At 64.5% G+C, this 13,798-nt stretch carries 13 protein-coding genes, 1 pseudogene and 1 riboswitch; of the genes and pseudogenes, 7 read left to right on the forward strand and 7 right to left on the reverse strand.

Annotated features, from left to right (window positions below; all coding sequences use genetic code 11):
• Positions 1–102: 102 nt before the first annotated feature.
• From EN943_RS05985 to EN943_RS05995, 3 genes are read left to right on the forward strand one after another with little or no spacing between them, the layout of a single operon-like run.
• Positions 103–1,290 (forward strand): MFS transporter, encoded by a 1,188-nt coding sequence (locus EN943_RS05985; protein WP_127411888.1) that lies wholly within the window; start codon positions 103–105, stop codon positions 1,288–1,290.
• A 5-nt stretch (positions 1,291–1,295) separates the two neighbouring features.
• Positions 1,296–2,573, forward strand: a complete 1,278-nt coding sequence (locus tag EN943_RS05990) for a D-arabinono-1,4-lactone oxidase (protein ID WP_127411889.1) — start codon at positions 1,296–1,298, stop codon at positions 2,571–2,573.
• On the forward strand, positions 2,573–3,718 hold the full coding sequence (locus EN943_RS05995) for a DSD1 family PLP-dependent enzyme (protein ID WP_164778090.1): 1,146 nt from the start codon (positions 2,573–2,575) through the stop codon (positions 3,716–3,718). Before EN943_RS05990 ends, EN943_RS05995 begins: the two co-directional genes overlap by 1 nt.
• A 4-nt stretch (positions 3,719–3,722) precedes the next feature.
• On the opposite strand, the gene EN943_RS06000 is transcribed toward EN943_RS05995, so the two are convergent.
• Positions 3,723–4,556 (reverse strand): AraC family transcriptional regulator, encoded by an 834-nt coding sequence (locus tag EN943_RS06000; protein ID WP_127411891.1) that lies wholly within the window; start codon positions 4,554–4,556, stop codon positions 3,723–3,725.
• A gap of 296 nt (positions 4,557–4,852) precedes the next feature.
• A riboswitch (cobalamin riboswitch) is annotated at positions 4,853–5,060 on the forward strand.
• A gap of 21 nt (positions 5,061–5,081) precedes the next feature.
• Here EN943_RS06000 and EN943_RS37570 point away from each other — a divergent pair.
• The 4 genes from EN943_RS37570 to EN943_RS06015 all read left to right on the forward strand — a co-directional run bounded on the left by EN943_RS37570 (position 5,082) and on the right by EN943_RS06015 (position 8,345).
• Positions 5,082–5,225, forward strand: a complete 144-nt coding sequence (locus EN943_RS37570; RefSeq protein ID WP_164778087.1) for a hypothetical protein — start codon at positions 5,082–5,084, stop codon at positions 5,223–5,225.
• Complete coding sequence (locus EN943_RS06005) at positions 5,222–6,010, forward strand: ABC transporter ATP-binding protein (RefSeq protein ID WP_127411892.1); 789 nt, start codon at positions 5,222–5,224, stop codon at positions 6,008–6,010. Before EN943_RS37570 ends, EN943_RS06005 begins: the two co-directional genes overlap by 4 nt.
• Positions 6,011–6,061: 51 nt before the next feature.
• The gene (locus EN943_RS06010) at positions 6,062–7,009 is read left to right on the forward strand and encodes an ABC transporter substrate-binding protein (RefSeq protein WP_127411893.1); all 948 of its coding nucleotides are present in this window, start codon (positions 6,062–6,064) and stop codon (positions 7,007–7,009) included.
• Between the two features lie 304 nt (positions 7,010–7,313).
• On the forward strand, positions 7,314–8,345 hold the full coding sequence (locus EN943_RS06015; RefSeq protein ID WP_164778091.1) for an iron ABC transporter permease: 1,032 nt from the start codon (positions 7,314–7,316) through the stop codon (positions 8,343–8,345).
• A 21-nt stretch (positions 8,346–8,366) separates the two neighbouring features.
• Here the strand turns inward: EN943_RS06015 and EN943_RS06020 are convergent, their stop codons facing one another.
• From EN943_RS06020 to EN943_RS06045, 6 genes and pseudogenes are all read right to left on the reverse strand, one after another.
• The gene (locus tag EN943_RS06020; RefSeq protein WP_027163212.1) at positions 8,367–9,302 is read right to left on the reverse strand and encodes a phosphatidate cytidylyltransferase; all 936 of its coding nucleotides are present in this window, start codon (positions 9,300–9,302) and stop codon (positions 8,367–8,369) included.
• On the reverse strand, positions 9,302–9,964 hold the full coding sequence (locus EN943_RS06025; RefSeq protein ID WP_127411894.1) for a lysophospholipid acyltransferase family protein: 663 nt from the start codon (positions 9,962–9,964) through the stop codon (positions 9,302–9,304). The genes EN943_RS06020 and EN943_RS06025 overlap by 1 nt, the downstream gene beginning before the upstream one ends.
• Positions 9,961–10,404, reverse strand: coding sequence for a hypothetical protein (locus EN943_RS06030; RefSeq protein WP_127411895.1), 444 nt, complete (start codon positions 10,402–10,404; stop codon positions 9,961–9,963). Before EN943_RS06030 ends, EN943_RS06025 begins: the two co-directional genes overlap by 4 nt.
• Positions 10,401–11,726, reverse strand: a complete 1,326-nt coding sequence (locus EN943_RS06035) for a phosphatase PAP2/dual specificity phosphatase family protein (RefSeq protein ID WP_127411896.1) — start codon at positions 11,724–11,726, stop codon at positions 10,401–10,403. The genes EN943_RS06030 and EN943_RS06035 overlap by 4 nt, the downstream gene beginning before the upstream one ends.
• Before the next feature lie 5 nt (positions 11,727–11,731).
• Positions 11,732–13,519, reverse strand: coding sequence for a bifunctional alpha/beta hydrolase/class I SAM-dependent methyltransferase (locus EN943_RS06040; RefSeq protein ID WP_206522733.1), 1,788 nt, complete (start codon positions 13,517–13,519; stop codon positions 11,732–11,734).
• A 36-nt stretch (positions 13,520–13,555) separates the two neighbouring features.
• Positions 13,556–13,798, reverse strand: a pseudogene (locus EN943_RS06045) (CDP-alcohol phosphatidyltransferase family protein); the annotation flags it as partial.

A 13,798-nucleotide genomic window follows, 5' to 3' on the forward strand; every position in this document is an offset into this window, starting at 1 on the left:
TTCAAATTCCGGTTGACAAGAAATATGATCAAGTATCAGTTTCTAAAATACTGACAGGTTGTCAGCTTTTTTGCCGCTCGGCAAGGACGTTGGGAGGCGCCTTTGGCTTCGACAGATATCGGCCATGCAGGCAGTGGCGACTGGCTGGTCGGCAATCCGACCGGTTGGCAGCTCGCCTCGGCCCTGTGGATCGGTTCGGTCGGCCTGCTCATCCTCGGCCTGCAGCCGGTGCTGCTCGGAGCTCTCTACACCGAAAGCCATGTCAGCGGCGACGAACTGGCGCTGGTCGCCACCGCCGAGATGATCGCCATTGCCATCGGTTCGGCCGTCGTGGCGATGCTGCTTTCGGCCCACAACATGCGCTGGAAAAGTGCCGTCCTTCTGCTGTTGCTGGCGCTGGCCAATATCTGGACGGCCTATGCCGCGAGCGCCAACATGCTGATTGGGGCCCGCGCCCTTGCCGGGCTCGCCGAGGGCGGTCTGGTCGCTATCGCAACCGAACTGATCGCCCGCTCGCGGCGCGCCGAACGCATCGGCGGCTATTTCGTCACCATGCAGACGCTGGCGCAATGCGCGCTCGCCCTGTTGCTGGCGCTCTATGTCATCCCGGCCGCAGGGTCGGCGGGTGGCTTCATCGTTCTTGCCGTCGTTTGCGTCGTGTCACTGGCGGTCGCTTTCACCGTACCCGGTGACTATGCTGACCTGCCCAAGGAAGAGAATTTGGCCAATGTGCTGACGATTCCTTCTATGACCGCGCTGTTGTCGGTCTTCTGCTACTTCATGTTCTTCGGCGCGGTCTGGGCTTTCCTGGAGCCGCTGGGCGCGCAATACGGCATCGATGGCCGCACCGTCGGCCTGATCGTCTCGGCCAGCCTCGCGGTGCAGGTCCTGGGGGCGATGACGGCGACCGCGTTCGAGGCGCGCATCGACTATCGCCTTGCCATCGCGGCGATCGGCGTCGTCGCGCTTGTCAGCTCCCTGGTTCTTGCCAGTAGCCCCGGTCTGACGACGTTCTGGGTCGCTGCCCTGGCCATGGGCTTTGTCCTGCTGTTCATCGTGCCCTACCAGATCCGTCTGGCGATCACCGCCGACGAGACGCGCACCGCCGTGCTGCTGGTGCCGGCAGCCCAGCTGTTCGGCCTGGCGATCGGGCCGATCGCGGCGTCGCTGCTCATCGACGGCAAGGATTTCCGGCCGGTGCCGGAATTCGCCGCCGCCAGTGCCGTAGCCAGCGTGGTGCTGCTCGGTCTGTTCATTCTCGTGTCGCGGCGTCGCCGCGCCGTTGCGTGAGCCGCATGTCGAACAGTTGGAGCAACTGGTCCGGCTTTGTCACTGCCGAGCCGAAGCTGATCGCCAGCCCCGCCGACGCCGGTGAACTCGGTGATCTCATTCGTACTGCACCCGGCCCGGTCCGCGTCGCCGGCGCCGGTCATTCCTTCACACCGCTGGTGAAATCGCAGGGCACGATCCTGTCACTGGAGAGACTGGAAGGGCTGGTCTCGCATGACGCGCAAAAACATCAGGCGCGGGTGCGGGCAGGGACCCGGCTCGGCGCACTGATGCGCATCCTGCAAGGCATTGGCCAGGGCCTGCCCAACATGGGCGATATCGACCGCCAGGCGATCGGCGGCGCGCTGGGCACAGCCACGCACGGCTCGGGACCGACGCTCGGCGCCTATCATACGCAGCTGGAGACGGTGCAGATCGTCGACGGGCTTGGCAAGGTCCGCGACTTCAAGCGGGCAGGGGATCAGGACATGATCCATGCCATCGGTGTCGCGCTCGGCGCCTTCGGCGTGCTCACCGAAGTGACGCTGAACAACATCGCGACCTATCGGTTGCGCCGCCGCAAATATGTGCTGCCGATCACTGAGATGCTGCGCGATTTCGAGGCGATGATGGCCGCGCATCGTTCGGCCGAATTCTACTACATTCCGTTTTCCGGCTATGCGCAGTTCATCGCCAGTGATCTCAGCGACGCAGCACCGACCCCGCGACCGCCGGAAGCGGATGAGGCGGGTTTGAGGACACTGCGCCGGCTGCGCACCGGGCTTGCCTGGCTGCCATCGCTGCGCGGCCGCCTGATCCTGGGCGCCATCGCCAAATTGCCGGCCGAGGACTATGTGCAGGACTGGCTCAACGTCTATGCCAGCGACCGGCAGACCAAGTTCAACGAGATGGAATATCATCTGCCGTTCGAGGAGGGGCCGAAGGCGCTGGCCGAGATCATCGAGCTGACCGAGAAGCGTTTTCCCGAGGTCTATTTCCCGATGGAGGTGCGCTCGGTCGCGCCGGACCAGTTCTGGCTTTCGCCATTCTACAACAGGCTGACCTGCTCCATCGCCATCCACCATGATGCCGCGAACGATCCTTTGCCGTTCATGCGGGCGGCAGAGCCGATCTTCCGCAGATATGGCGGCCGGCCGCACTGGGGCAAGATGCACAGCCTGAAAGCGGCGGAGCTGAAAAAGCTCTACCCGCGCTGGGACGATGCCATGGCGGCGCGCCGCGACATCGATCCGCAAAACCGCTTCGTGTCGCCCTACATGGCCGGCCTGTTCGGCATCGAATGATGAGCACCTATTTTTCCACCCTCTCGGATGCGCTGAAGCAAGCCGGCATCTTCCAGCCCTGCCTGCTGCTCGATCGCGACCGGCTGGACAGCAACATCGCCTTGGTGAAGCGGAGACTGGATCCCGGCCTTGCAGTGCGACTGGTCGACAAGTCGCTCGCCTGCCTGCCGCTGCTTGCGCATATCGGCAAGGCGCTTGGCAGTGAGCGCTTCATGACCTTTCACCCGCCGATCAGCGAGGCGGTGCTGAAGACGTTTCCGGATGCCGATCTGCTCTACGGCAAGCCGATGCCGATCGGTGCGGCAAGGGCTGCGCTGGTTAAGGGTGATGCCGACTGGTCACGTGTCTGCTGGCTGATCGACAGCGAGGAGAGACTGGCGGACTATGGCGCGCTCGCAGACGAACTCGGCATCGGCCTGCGCATTGCTTTCGAGATCGATGTCGGGCTGCATCGCGGCGGCTTTGCCGATCCCGAAGCCTTGTCGAGGGCATTGAGCGCACTCCAGGCCCACAAACGGCTGCGTTGCGAAGGCGTCATGGCCTACGAGGCGCATGCGCCGCTCATACCGGGTTTGTTCGGCGGGCCGGCGAGAGCCTTGGCAAAGGCGTCGACGCAGGCCACGGCGTTCGTCGCTTGTCTCGGCGTCGACCAGCGCCGCATCTTGAATATCGGCGGCAGCAAGACCGCGCTGCTTCATCATGGCGGCGCGGCCAACGAAGTGTCGATGGGCTCGGCCTTCGTGCTGCCCAGCGACTTCGATACACCCGGTCTCGAAGGCTTCCAGCCGGCGGCCTTCATTGCCACGCCAATGCTGAAAGTGGTCGAGCCGATGCTGCCCGGCCCGCCGGCCGTCACTCGCCTGCTGCAGGCACTCGGCCGGTTTCCACGCAAGGGCTGCTATCTCTATGGCGGCAAATGGATGGCCGAGCCAGTGTTCCCCGAAGGCATGAAGACGAACGGCCTGCTCGGCCTGTCCTCCAACCAGCAATTCATGGGCCTGCCCGCGGATGCAACCGCAAGGCCCGGCGATTACGCCTTCCTGCGCCCGACGCAGAGCGAAGCCGTGCTGCAGCAATTCGGGTCGATCGCGGTGTTTGCCGGCGGGAAGGTCACCGATCGCTGGCCGGCGCTACCGATGGCGTGATCATCTAGCCCTTGACCGGTATCCAGATCTCCAGCCCACCATTGCCGCTGCGCGGGTCGAACTCCGGTCCATAACGCTCGAATTCCGGCGCGTCCGCGATGTCGTGGCCGGAGGCGGGCAGCCAACTGTTCCAGATCGTGTTGATCGTCCGGCGGATGGATGAGATGTGCTCGCGGTGCGAAAACACCGCATATTTCTGCGCCGGCACCCGCACCCGATAGAAGTCCTTCGGCAGATCCGCAAAGTCCGACACTTCGACGCCGACGACATAGTCGAAATTGCCCGCGTCGTCGCCATTAAGGCAAACCCCGTAGAAAACGCCTGAGATTTCGCCGGGGATGTTGCCGATATAGGGTGCAAAACGCTGCCACTGCATCGGAATCCCGGCGCTGCTCTCACAGCTGTAGCGTTCGCCGAGGCCGGCGATCAGGAACGGGCGGCTGGTCTCGAAGCGCGGTGGTTCGAGATTGGTGAGGAAGGACTGGTCCATCAGGATCGGCTCCACGAGGTCGAGGTTGTTGGTCGAGCCTTGCGCGCGCACCAGTTCCGGCGTGGTGCCGAACTGGTCGCGGAAGGCGCGGGTGAAAGCCTCATGCGAGTTGTAGCCGGCGTCGAGCGCGACGGTGAGGATGTCGGGCGCCCCGCCAGCCAGCTTGCGGGCCGCCTCGGTCAACCGGCGTGAGCGCATGTAGCCCATCACCGAACGGCCGGTAGCAGCGCCGAAAGCCCGTGTCACATGAAAACGCGACACGCCGCTGCTTTGCGCGACATCGTCGAGCGAGATCGGCTCCGGCAGATGACTTTCGACGAACCACAGCGCTTTCTCGGTCGGGTTCATTTTGCTCCTCGCATTGGCCTGGTCATCCTGCCGTTTCCTGGCGCGGCCAGTTTGATCGAAATTGCGCATCCCGCGCAATCGCACCGATCCCGTCACAGTCGCACACCGATATGGCGCAGCGGTCGAGCGCCCCTTGCCGCCGAAGAGCCAAATTCGGCAGGCTTCGCTTGACAGCGTCAGGCGGCGTCTTCTAGATACGTTATATTATTACAAATCGAGAGCGTGAAATGCCTGTTTCCCCCTGGCTGGCCCACCACTCCGTCCGAGAAATCCATTGCGAAGCGATTGGTGGAAATCTACGCTGGGCCGGTGATGGTCCCCGAGTCGAAAGGCGAGGGGTGAAAAGGGAACACGGTGAGATCCCCAGGGATCGAGGCCGTGGCTGCCCCCGCAACTGTAAGCGGCGAGCAAAATCCGCAAATGCCACTGGCCGGCAAGGCTGGGAAGGCAGGATGGCGCAACGACCCGCGAGCCAGGAGACCTGCCATCACTGAGTTGACCGGACGGGGTGTGCCGGGAGGAAACGTGAATCCCGGTCTTGTCGGCCGCTTCGCCAGCTTCCTTCCGTCGCCAGTTTTGGAAAGTGACGGAAAGTTGGACGGCTTCATCCATCGCATCATCGTGTACGTGCTTCGCCGTCCCGGCGATCCGGCGGGCAGCAACCGATGAGCGCAGCGCTTCTCGAAGCACGTGACCTCTGCGCCATGGCAAATGGGCGGGATCTGGTCCGGGCGGTCAGCCTGTCGGTGGCATCCGGCGACCGCCTTGCCATCATTGGTCCCAACGGCGCCGGCAAGACGACGCTGCTGCGCATGCTGTCGGGCATGCTGCGGCCGAGCTCCGGCGAGGTGAAGCTCGGCGGGCGCCGGCTGGACAGGATTTCAGCCGTCGAGCGGGCACTGCACATCGCCGTGGTCGGCCAGACCGACCAGCCCGATCCGCGGCTGGCGGTGATCGACTATGTCGAGCTTGGCCGCGTTCCGCACGCCGGGCTGAGGCGCAGGAGCGAGGAACGCGACATCGTCGTCGATGCGCTGCGCCGGACCGGCCTGCTGCCGCTGCTCGGCCGCACCATCGGCTCGCTGTCGGGCGGCGAGCGCCAGCGCGCCCAGCTGGCGCGCGCCATCGCCCAGCAGCCAAAGATCCTGTTCCTCGACGAGCCGACCAACCATCTCGACCCGCGCGCCCGCGGCGAACTGCTCGACCTCGTGGCAGGCTTCGAGATGACGGTGATAGCGGTGCTGCACGATCTGGCACTGGTCGCACCCTTCGCCACCAGGGTGGCGGTGATGAACCATGCCCGTCTGCAAGCGCTCGCCGCACCGCGCGAAGCGCTGACCCAACAGCTGATCCGCGAGATTTTCGGCATCGATGTGCTGCGTCTGCGCCATCCGACCGAAGACCGCGAACTGACGGTGTTCGAGGTTCCAAACCGCGCCGCGCCGCCATCCTGATTGAAGCCGTTCCGTAGTCGACCCGATCCCATCCACAAAGGAGCAAAACCCGTGAAACGCCTAGCCTTTTTGCTTGCCTTCTCGCTGCTGGCCTCGACAGCCCTGGCCTTCCCGGTGACCGTCGACAGCTGCGGCAAGCCGCTGACCTTCGACGCACCGCCGAAGCGTGCCGTGATCCACGATCTCAACATGGCCGAGATGGCATTCGCGCTGAGCCTGCAGCCATCGATCGTCGGCCTGACCGGCATCACCGGATGGTACAAGGTCGGTCCCGAGTTCAAGGCCGAGCAGGGTTCGATCCCGGAGCTGGCGCCCAAATATCCGACGCTCGAAAACCTCGTCGCGGTCGAGCCGGATTTCTTCTTCGCCGGCTGGTATTACGGCATGAAGCCCGGCGGCGAGGTGACGCCCGACACGCTTGCCCCGCATGGCGTCAAGACGCTGGTGCTGACGGAAAGCTGCGTGCATCTCGACAAGAACCGTCCCGCCGCCTCAATGGACCTGCTCTATGGTGACGTCGAAAAGCTGGGCAAGATTTTCGGCAAGGAAGCCGAGGCCGAGAAGCTCGTTTCGGGCTGGAAGACGCAGCTCGCCGACATCACCGCCAAGGTCGGTGACCGCAGGGGAACGCGGGTGTTCCTCTACGATTCCGGCGAGGACAAGCCGTTCACCGCAGGCAAGTTCGCCATCCCCAGCGCCATGATATCAGCTGCCGGCGGCGACAACATCATGGCCGACATGGACACCAGCTGGGGCAACACGGACTGGGAGACGGTGGCGTCGCGCAATCCGCAATTCCTCATCCTGCTCGATTACCAGGATGGCGGCGGCTACAAGAAGCTGCTCGATTTCCTTAAGGCGCATCCGGCCATGAAGGAGACCGACGCGGTCAAGGACGAGCGCTTCGTCGCCCTGCGCTATGCCGAACTGACTCCCGGACCGGCCAACATCGAGGCGATCGACAAGATCGCCAAGGCGATGCATCCGGAAGCCTTTTGAGGAAGTTTGACGGGTCGAATATGCTTGTGTTGATAGACGGCTTGCCTTGGCGATTGGCTGAAACATCAATCGCTTCGTCATCCACGGGCGGAGCAAGGAGCGCAGCGACGCAGCGCAGACCCGAGGATCCATGCCGCGACTTCCGAGCGTTGCTCCGGTGCAGAATTCTGCTCCGCTGCACGCTTCGGCCAAGGTCCAGGCATGGATCCCAGGGTCTCCGCGACGGAGCTTCGCTCCTGCTTCGCCCAGGGATGACGACGTTGGAGAGGCCTCGGCCAATCTCGAATGCCGGCGAGGCAACGACATGCGTGAAAACGTGAGCTTGCGCCGCAAGCCGTTCGCCTTGGCAATGATTTTGGGTGCAGTGCTGATCGCCGCTCTCGCTCTGCTGTCGATCGCCTATGGTTCGACGCTGATCCCGTTCACCGACGTTGTTGCAGCACTTGGCCGCGCAATCGGCTTAAGCGGGCCCGACGTGTCCGGGCCGGTCGGCAAGATCGTCGTCGACCTGCGGCTGCCGCGCACGATCCTGGCCATCTGCGTCGGCGCCGGCCTGGGTGTCGTCGGTGCGCTGCTGCAGACGGTGACCCGCAACGATCTCGCCGATCCGTTCCTGTTCGGCCTGTCGTCGGGCGCCGCCGCCGGTGCGGTTTCCGTCATCACCGTCTTCGGCGACAGCTTTGGCATCTGGACATTGCCGGTCGCGGCCTTCACCGGCGGCATATTGGCTGCCGGCGTCGTCCTGCTGCTGGTCACGCGGGTGAGGGGGCAAGGCCCGGAGCGGTTGATCCTGGCCGGCCTTGCCGTGTCCTTCATGTTCACTGCCTTGACCAACTACCTGGTCTTTGCCGGCGACCAGCGCGCTGCTCACTCCGTGCTGTTCTGGACCATGGGCGGCCTTGGGCTGGCGCGCTGGGACAATATCTGGTTGGGCGCGCTGGGGGCGGGCACCATTCTGGCTTACGCGCTGTGGAACCACCGCCGGCTCGATGCTTTCCTGGCTGGTGAAAATGCCGCCGAAAGCCTCGGCGTGCCGGTGGCGCGCATGCGCCGGACGACGTTTCTCGTCGCCGCCTTCTCGACGGCGATCCTTGTCTCGGTCGCCGGCGTCATCGGTTTCGTCGGGCTGATGATCCCGCATCTGTCGCGTCCGCTGGCGGGTCCCTTGCATCTGCGCCTCGTTGCCAGCTGTGCTGTCTTCGGCGCGGTGCTTCTGCTGGCCAGCGATCTTCTGGCCCGAACACTGCTGCCGCCGCAGGAACTGCCGATCGGCATCATCACCAGTTCGGTCGGCGCGTTCTTCGTCGTTACAATGCTCATTCGCAACCGGCTGTGATTGCGGCCCGAAACGGCTTGCTCAGACCGTCCAGAAATAGCGCACGATGTGGAAGAAGACCGGGGCGGCGAAGACCAGGCTGTCGGTGCGGTCCATCATGCCGCCATGGCCTTCGATCAGATGGCCCCAGTCCTTGACCCCCTGGTCGCGCTTGATGGCCGAGGCGACCAGCCCGCCGAGGAATCCCATCGAGCAGGCGACGAACGCCACGGCCGCTGCCTGCAGCGGCGAAAACGGCGTCACGAACGACAACAGCGCGCCCAGCAGGCTCGCCGACACCAGCCCGCCGATCAGCCCTTCCCAGGTTTTCGACGGCGAGACGTTCGGCGAAAACCGGTGTTTTCCAAACAGCTTGCCGAAGATGTATTGCAGCACGTCGCTGCCTTGCACGACGATGATCAGGAAGGCGATCAGCAGCAGGGTACGGCCTTCGAAGCCCGGCACGTCGAGTGTCAGCAGGGCAGGGACGTGGCTGACGCAATAGACCGAGATCATCACCGCCCATTGCTGCGCGGCGATCCGCTCGAGGAAGCGTTCGGTATCGCCATGCAGCGCGGTGATGGCCGGCATCAGCAGGAAGCAATAGACCGGAATGAAGATGACGAAGAGCCCGTACCAGGCGGTCCACACCAACCAGTATTGAAACGGGATGATGATGCCGAACATGCCGAGCAGCACCCAATGGTCGCTGCGGCGCGTATGCGTCAGCGTCACGAATTCGCGCAGCGCCGCGAAGGAGATCAGCGCAAACAGGATGGTCATCCCGTAACGGCCGAAGAAGAAGGCCACCGTCATCAGCGCCACCATCACCCACCAGGCGTTGATGCGCTGGGTGAGATTGACCAGCGTCGAGCTCAGCGGCTTTGGCGCCCGCGCCGAAAGGATGGTGGCGACGATGCTGGCGGTGGTCAAAACCGCCAGCAGGCCGATGATCAGGATGGAGATCTCGTGGCGCATCAATCGTCTCGCTCGGGACGCGGGTTGAGCGCCAGAAGCGTGGCGTGGGCGCGTTCGAGGAAGGCGCGGCGTTCTTCGCCAGGCGCCACGGCCACCGGCGGGCCGAAGACGACACGGCACAGCAGCGGCACCGGCAGGAACTGGCCCTTGGGCAGCACGCGCGACATGTTCTCGATCCAGCACGGGATCAGCTCGACCTCAGGCCGCGCCGTTGACAGATTGTAGAGGCCCGAGCGGAAGGCCAGCAGCGGCTCCTCGGTCATGTTGCGGGTGCCCTCGGGAAACAGGATCAGCGAGTGGCCCTGGTCGAGGACCGACAGCATGATCTCGATCGGGTTTTCCTCAGGTTTCGTCCATTGCCTGTTGATGAGCACGGACGACAGCATGTCCTGCGCGATGAAGCGGCGCAGCCGCGACTTCCCCCAATATTCGCCTGCGGCAACAGCATGGGTGATCGCGCGCTCGCTTTCGCTGAGACAGGCCGACAAAAGTATGAAGTCGCCATGGCTGGTGTGATTGGCGAAATAGATGCGCTGCCGGTCGGAGGGCAGGCTGCCGTTCCAGATCGGACGCACCCCGGTCACCATCCGGGCCAGCGCCGACAGGCCGACGGAGGTTACCGTCTGCAGCAAGGTGAAGGTCTTGAGCGAAAGCTTGTTCATCGCGGCGCCCAGAATCCCGCCGTCAGAAGTGCTGCGGCAAACAAAGCGAATGCGGCACGTTGCCTGAACAACAAGCGGCTTGCGCCGGCCATGCGGTCGTCGAGCGATCGTGTCGTGGACGGCGAGGGTTTCAGGCGCATGCGCGCCAATATGTCATCCACCGCGCCGCCGCCGGAGGCTTCGTCGTCATGGCTTGCCATCAGCCGGAACAGCAGCGCGTCGAACGCCAGCAATGCCGACAGCGCCAGCACGACAACTGCGATAGCGGCTGAGGCTGACAAGGGGATGGCCGCGCGTAGGCTCCCGAAGGCACCGCGCGGCGAAGCAGCCAGGGGCGCTAAAACGGTGGCAGCCACCACAATCGCGGCCGGCCACGTCGCCTGCCACATCAGCCTGCGGGCGAACCGATTGGCGCGTTCCTGATACGCATTGCCGGTCATGAAACGGCACGCTCCGCGGCCTCGGCAAGATGAACCGGCCGGCCGGCTGCCATCAGCATTTCGCGGGCAAGCGCAGGCGTCGTGGCCTTGCCGGTCGCCACCAGCCATTCGGCAACGACGCCAGCGCTGCGCTGGAAGCCGAGTGCGCAGCACACCAGCACGGTGCCGTCGCGTCGCGCACTCTCCAGCGCGCTGGCCGCCTGTTGCCGTATCGCCACTGGCGGCGGCAACAGGTCGATCATCGGAAAGCTGATCCAGCGGCAATCGGCTGCCGCCGGCTTTTCGAGTTCGGCGGCGAGGTCGATGACCGTGCCGAAGCTGTTGGCCTCGCGTGCTGTGGGAAAGCGCCCGAGAAAGACGCCGTCGGCAACCGCCACCTGGGGAGCAAGATTGCGCGTCCAGGCCCATATGTTTGTCCGAGCGCCGAGACGGTAAGGCAAGAGCAGGACACGGCTTGCGAGCGTGATGCTGCCATCGGCGGTTTTCTGGAACACTTTTTCGCCTGCCCCGGCATAGGCGAAGGCGACGATGGCCAGTGCAAAAGTCGGCCAAAGCAGGAAGAGCGCGACAGCGCAAACGAAGGCACCGAGCGCGGCACCCGCCAGCGCAAGAACGGCGCCCAGCGCATAGAACAGCGCCAGCCGCCGCGCTTTCGCATTGTTGGTAAGCCGGAAGCCTGAAAACGGCAACGCGCCGCTGCGCGGAAACAGCCACAGCGCAAAGAACCCGAGCAGGGCGCCGGTCGGGATGTCGATGAAATGATGCTGCCAGGTCGTCAGCACCGAGGCGCCGATCAAAAAACACCAGCCATGCCAAAGCGGCAGGAGCAACCCGCCGAGCCGGTGGCGCCAATGATCCCAGATGATCACCAAAAGGGCGATGTGCAGTGACGGTGCCTGGTTGAACGGCTTGTCGAAACCGCCGAGCACGGCAAACAGGAAGCCCGGCAGGCCGGTCGTCGCCGGCCGCACGAATGTCGCGGTCAGCGGGAACAGGATGAAGCAGATAACGGCGACGGCCTGCGCGGTGAGATAGCGTCCGGCCAGACGGTCGACCCCTTGCCTGTCGTTGTTGAGCAGCAGCGACAGGCCGTAGAACAGGTTGATCGACCAGTAGGGTACGATGGTCCAGGCGACGAACGGGATGCCGTGCTCCCACGAGAACACGATGCTGCCGACATCGTCGTGCTGCGACGCCAGCCAGTTGGCGAAACCGTAGCTGAGATAGAAGAATGGTGCCAGGAAGGCCAGCCACATGGCTGCCCTGACGACCACCCGGCTATAGGGTTCGGCACGCGCCACGGATGCAGGCGATGAGACCATGCTGTTCAGCGGCGCCGCGCGACCGAGACGGTGAAGATGCCCCATTGGTCGATGCGCTGGTCGAGCTTGTCGAAACCGGCGGCTTCGACGAGCTGGTCCATCTCGCCTTGCGTGCGCCGGCGCATCACCCAGGCCTTGCCGCCGCGATGCGAAGTCAGGCTGCGGGCGATCATCTCGAGCTGCGGATGCCAGGGCTGGTTGGTGTAGAGCAACAGGCTGCCCGGCTGCATGGCGCTGGCCAATCCACCGAGCGAGCGGGCGATCATCGCATTGTCGGAGAACAACTCGTAGAGGCCGGAAACGATGGCGAGGTCGGGCGCCGGATCGACGTTGGCGAGCATGTCGGCATCGAAGGCGTCGGCGCGCTGGAACGAGACGCTGGCCGGCAATTGCCGCTCGGTGATCAGCTTGCGGCCAAGCTGGACGTTGAGGTCGGAATAATCCTGCAAGCGAACGCTCGCCGGCTGGTCGGGGCTCTTCACGATGGCATCGAGAACATAGCGGCCGTGGCCGGCGGCGATGTCGAGAATGTGCGCCGGCCGCCCAGTGGCCTTGAGCATCGCCAGGCTGGAACCGATGAGCTCCTCGAGATGCAGCTTGCGCTGGCGGATGCCGCGCCAGCCGATGGCCTCCAGGAAGACACGGTCGACGACGCGGCCAAGGGGCGTAAGCCCGCGCGCTTCGTTCTCGTAGACATAATCCAGCGTCGAGCCCGAATCGAAGCCGGTGGCGATGCCGGTCTTCATACCTTGCGAGACCCAGGCGCCCATGCGGATGGAGGCGCGGCTGAATGCCCAATAGAGGCCCTTTGGCGACATCAAAGCGAGCGGCGAGGCAAGGCGGTCGGCCTCGTCGCGTGTGTAGCCTGCGATGTCCGCCTGCTTCAGGTCGGCCGGCGCATCCGGCGTTGCGAATTGCCTGGCGAGGAACGGCCGGATCAGGTCGAGGGCCTGCGCCCGGTCGCGTTCGCCCAGCGTGTCGTGGAAGAAGCCCGGCAGCACATGGCGTTCCTTGGTGCGGCTGCCGAGATTGACAAAAAATTCGTGCTGCGGGCCGTGGCGCACGACCCAGTCGCTGCCCGAAAGCAGAAGCTGTGTCGGCACGGTGATGGCGCGGGCGTCACTGACGATGCGTGCGGCATGCTGATAGAGTTCGACCAGGATGTTGGAAGCGATCGGCCGCGTGATCAGCGGGTCGCTCTCGAAAGAGGCGATGCGCACGGGATCATGGGTCAGGAATTTCGCCTTGACGTAGGAATTGACGAAGAAGCGGCCCTTGAGCTTCTGCCAGAGCGCTATGCCCTCCTTGGCGAACGGCACGTAGAGTTTTACCGAGAAGGCCGGTGAGGCCAGCACCATGGCGCGCAGCTTCGGCGCATAGTCGTGCACCCAGGCGGCGGCCAGCACGGCGCCGAAGGACTGCGCGATCAGCGCGATATCCCGCGTGGCGAAGCCATCCCTTTCAGCGATCTCGCGCATGAAGCAGTCGATGTCGCGCACCAGCGCCGAGAAGGACGGGGCATAGCCGCGCTCGCCGGACGAACGGCCATTGCCGCGGGCATCCCAGGCATAGAAGGCGTGGTCCGGCATCCGCAATTCATCGGCGAGATGGGCCATGCGGCCGCCATGCTCATGGCCGCGATGGAAGAGCACCACCGCGCCTTTGGCATCGGCCGAAGCCGCCGGCCAGAATCGGTAGAAGATCTCCGTCCCGTCATGGCTGCTGAAGACCCGCTCCTGCGCTTGCCGCGCAAGGCTTTCCGTGGCCGCGGCGGCGATCGGTTCGTGCATCATGGTCTTTCCCTCTGGCGGCATGGCGAGCCTTGATGCTCAGCTGGCGCTGCCAATAAGGCCGGCGCGTATCCGGTTTATGGCGGTCAGCAGCGAAAGCGTTGCCATGGCCGGAAACACACATGGCGCTATCGATGCCGGCCACAGCCCGGCGGCGCACAGCACGGCGACGACGCCGAGCGCCAGCGCCCTGTCGCTCTTGCCGAACGGCCCGGCATAGTTTCGTCCGACCTGAGCGGCGATGCCGAGCACGCCGGCAAACTCGGTCAGCAGGGCCGATAC

The organism is Mesorhizobium sp. M7A.F.Ca.US.006.01.1.1 (genome assembly GCF_003997935.1).
Lineage (GTDB): Bacteria > Pseudomonadota > Alphaproteobacteria > Rhizobiales > Rhizobiaceae > Mesorhizobium.

What these genes read in the sequence shown, in the direction of transcription:
- EN943_RS05990 (WP_127411889.1), top strand. Translation starts at nt 1,296, where the DNA reads ATGTCGAACAGTTGGAGCAACTGGTCCGGCTTTGTCACTGCCGAGCCG.
- EN943_RS05995 (WP_164778090.1), top strand. Translation starts at nt 2,573, where the DNA reads ATGAGCACCTATTTTTCCACCCTCTCGGATGCGCTGAAGCAAGCCGGC.
- EN943_RS06000 (WP_127411891.1), bottom strand. Translation starts at nt 4,556, where the DNA reads ATGAACCCGACCGAGAAAGCGCTGTGGTTCGTCGAAAGTCATCTGCCG.
- EN943_RS06005 (WP_127411892.1), top strand. Translation starts at nt 5,222, where the DNA reads ATGAGCGCAGCGCTTCTCGAAGCACGTGACCTCTGCGCCATGGCAAAT.
- EN943_RS06015 (WP_164778091.1), top strand. Translation starts at nt 7,314, where the DNA reads ATGCGTGAAAACGTGAGCTTGCGCCGCAAGCCGTTCGCCTTGGCAATG.
- EN943_RS06020 (WP_027163212.1), bottom strand. Translation starts at nt 9,302, where the DNA reads ATGCGCCACGAGATCTCCATCCTGATCATCGGCCTGCTGGCGGTTTTG.
- EN943_RS06025 (WP_127411894.1), bottom strand. Translation starts at nt 9,964, where the DNA reads ATGAACAAGCTTTCGCTCAAGACCTTCACCTTGCTGCAGACGGTAACC.
- EN943_RS06030 (WP_127411895.1), bottom strand. Translation starts at nt 10,404, where the DNA reads ATGACCGGCAATGCGTATCAGGAACGCGCCAATCGGTTCGCCCGCAGG.
- EN943_RS06035 (WP_127411896.1), bottom strand. Translation starts at nt 11,726, where the DNA reads ATGGTCTCATCGCCTGCATCCGTGGCGCGTGCCGAACCCTATAGCCGG.
- EN943_RS06040 (WP_206522733.1), bottom strand. Translation starts at nt 13,519, where the DNA reads ATGATGCACGAACCGATCGCCGCCGCGGCCACGGAAAGCCTTGCGCGG.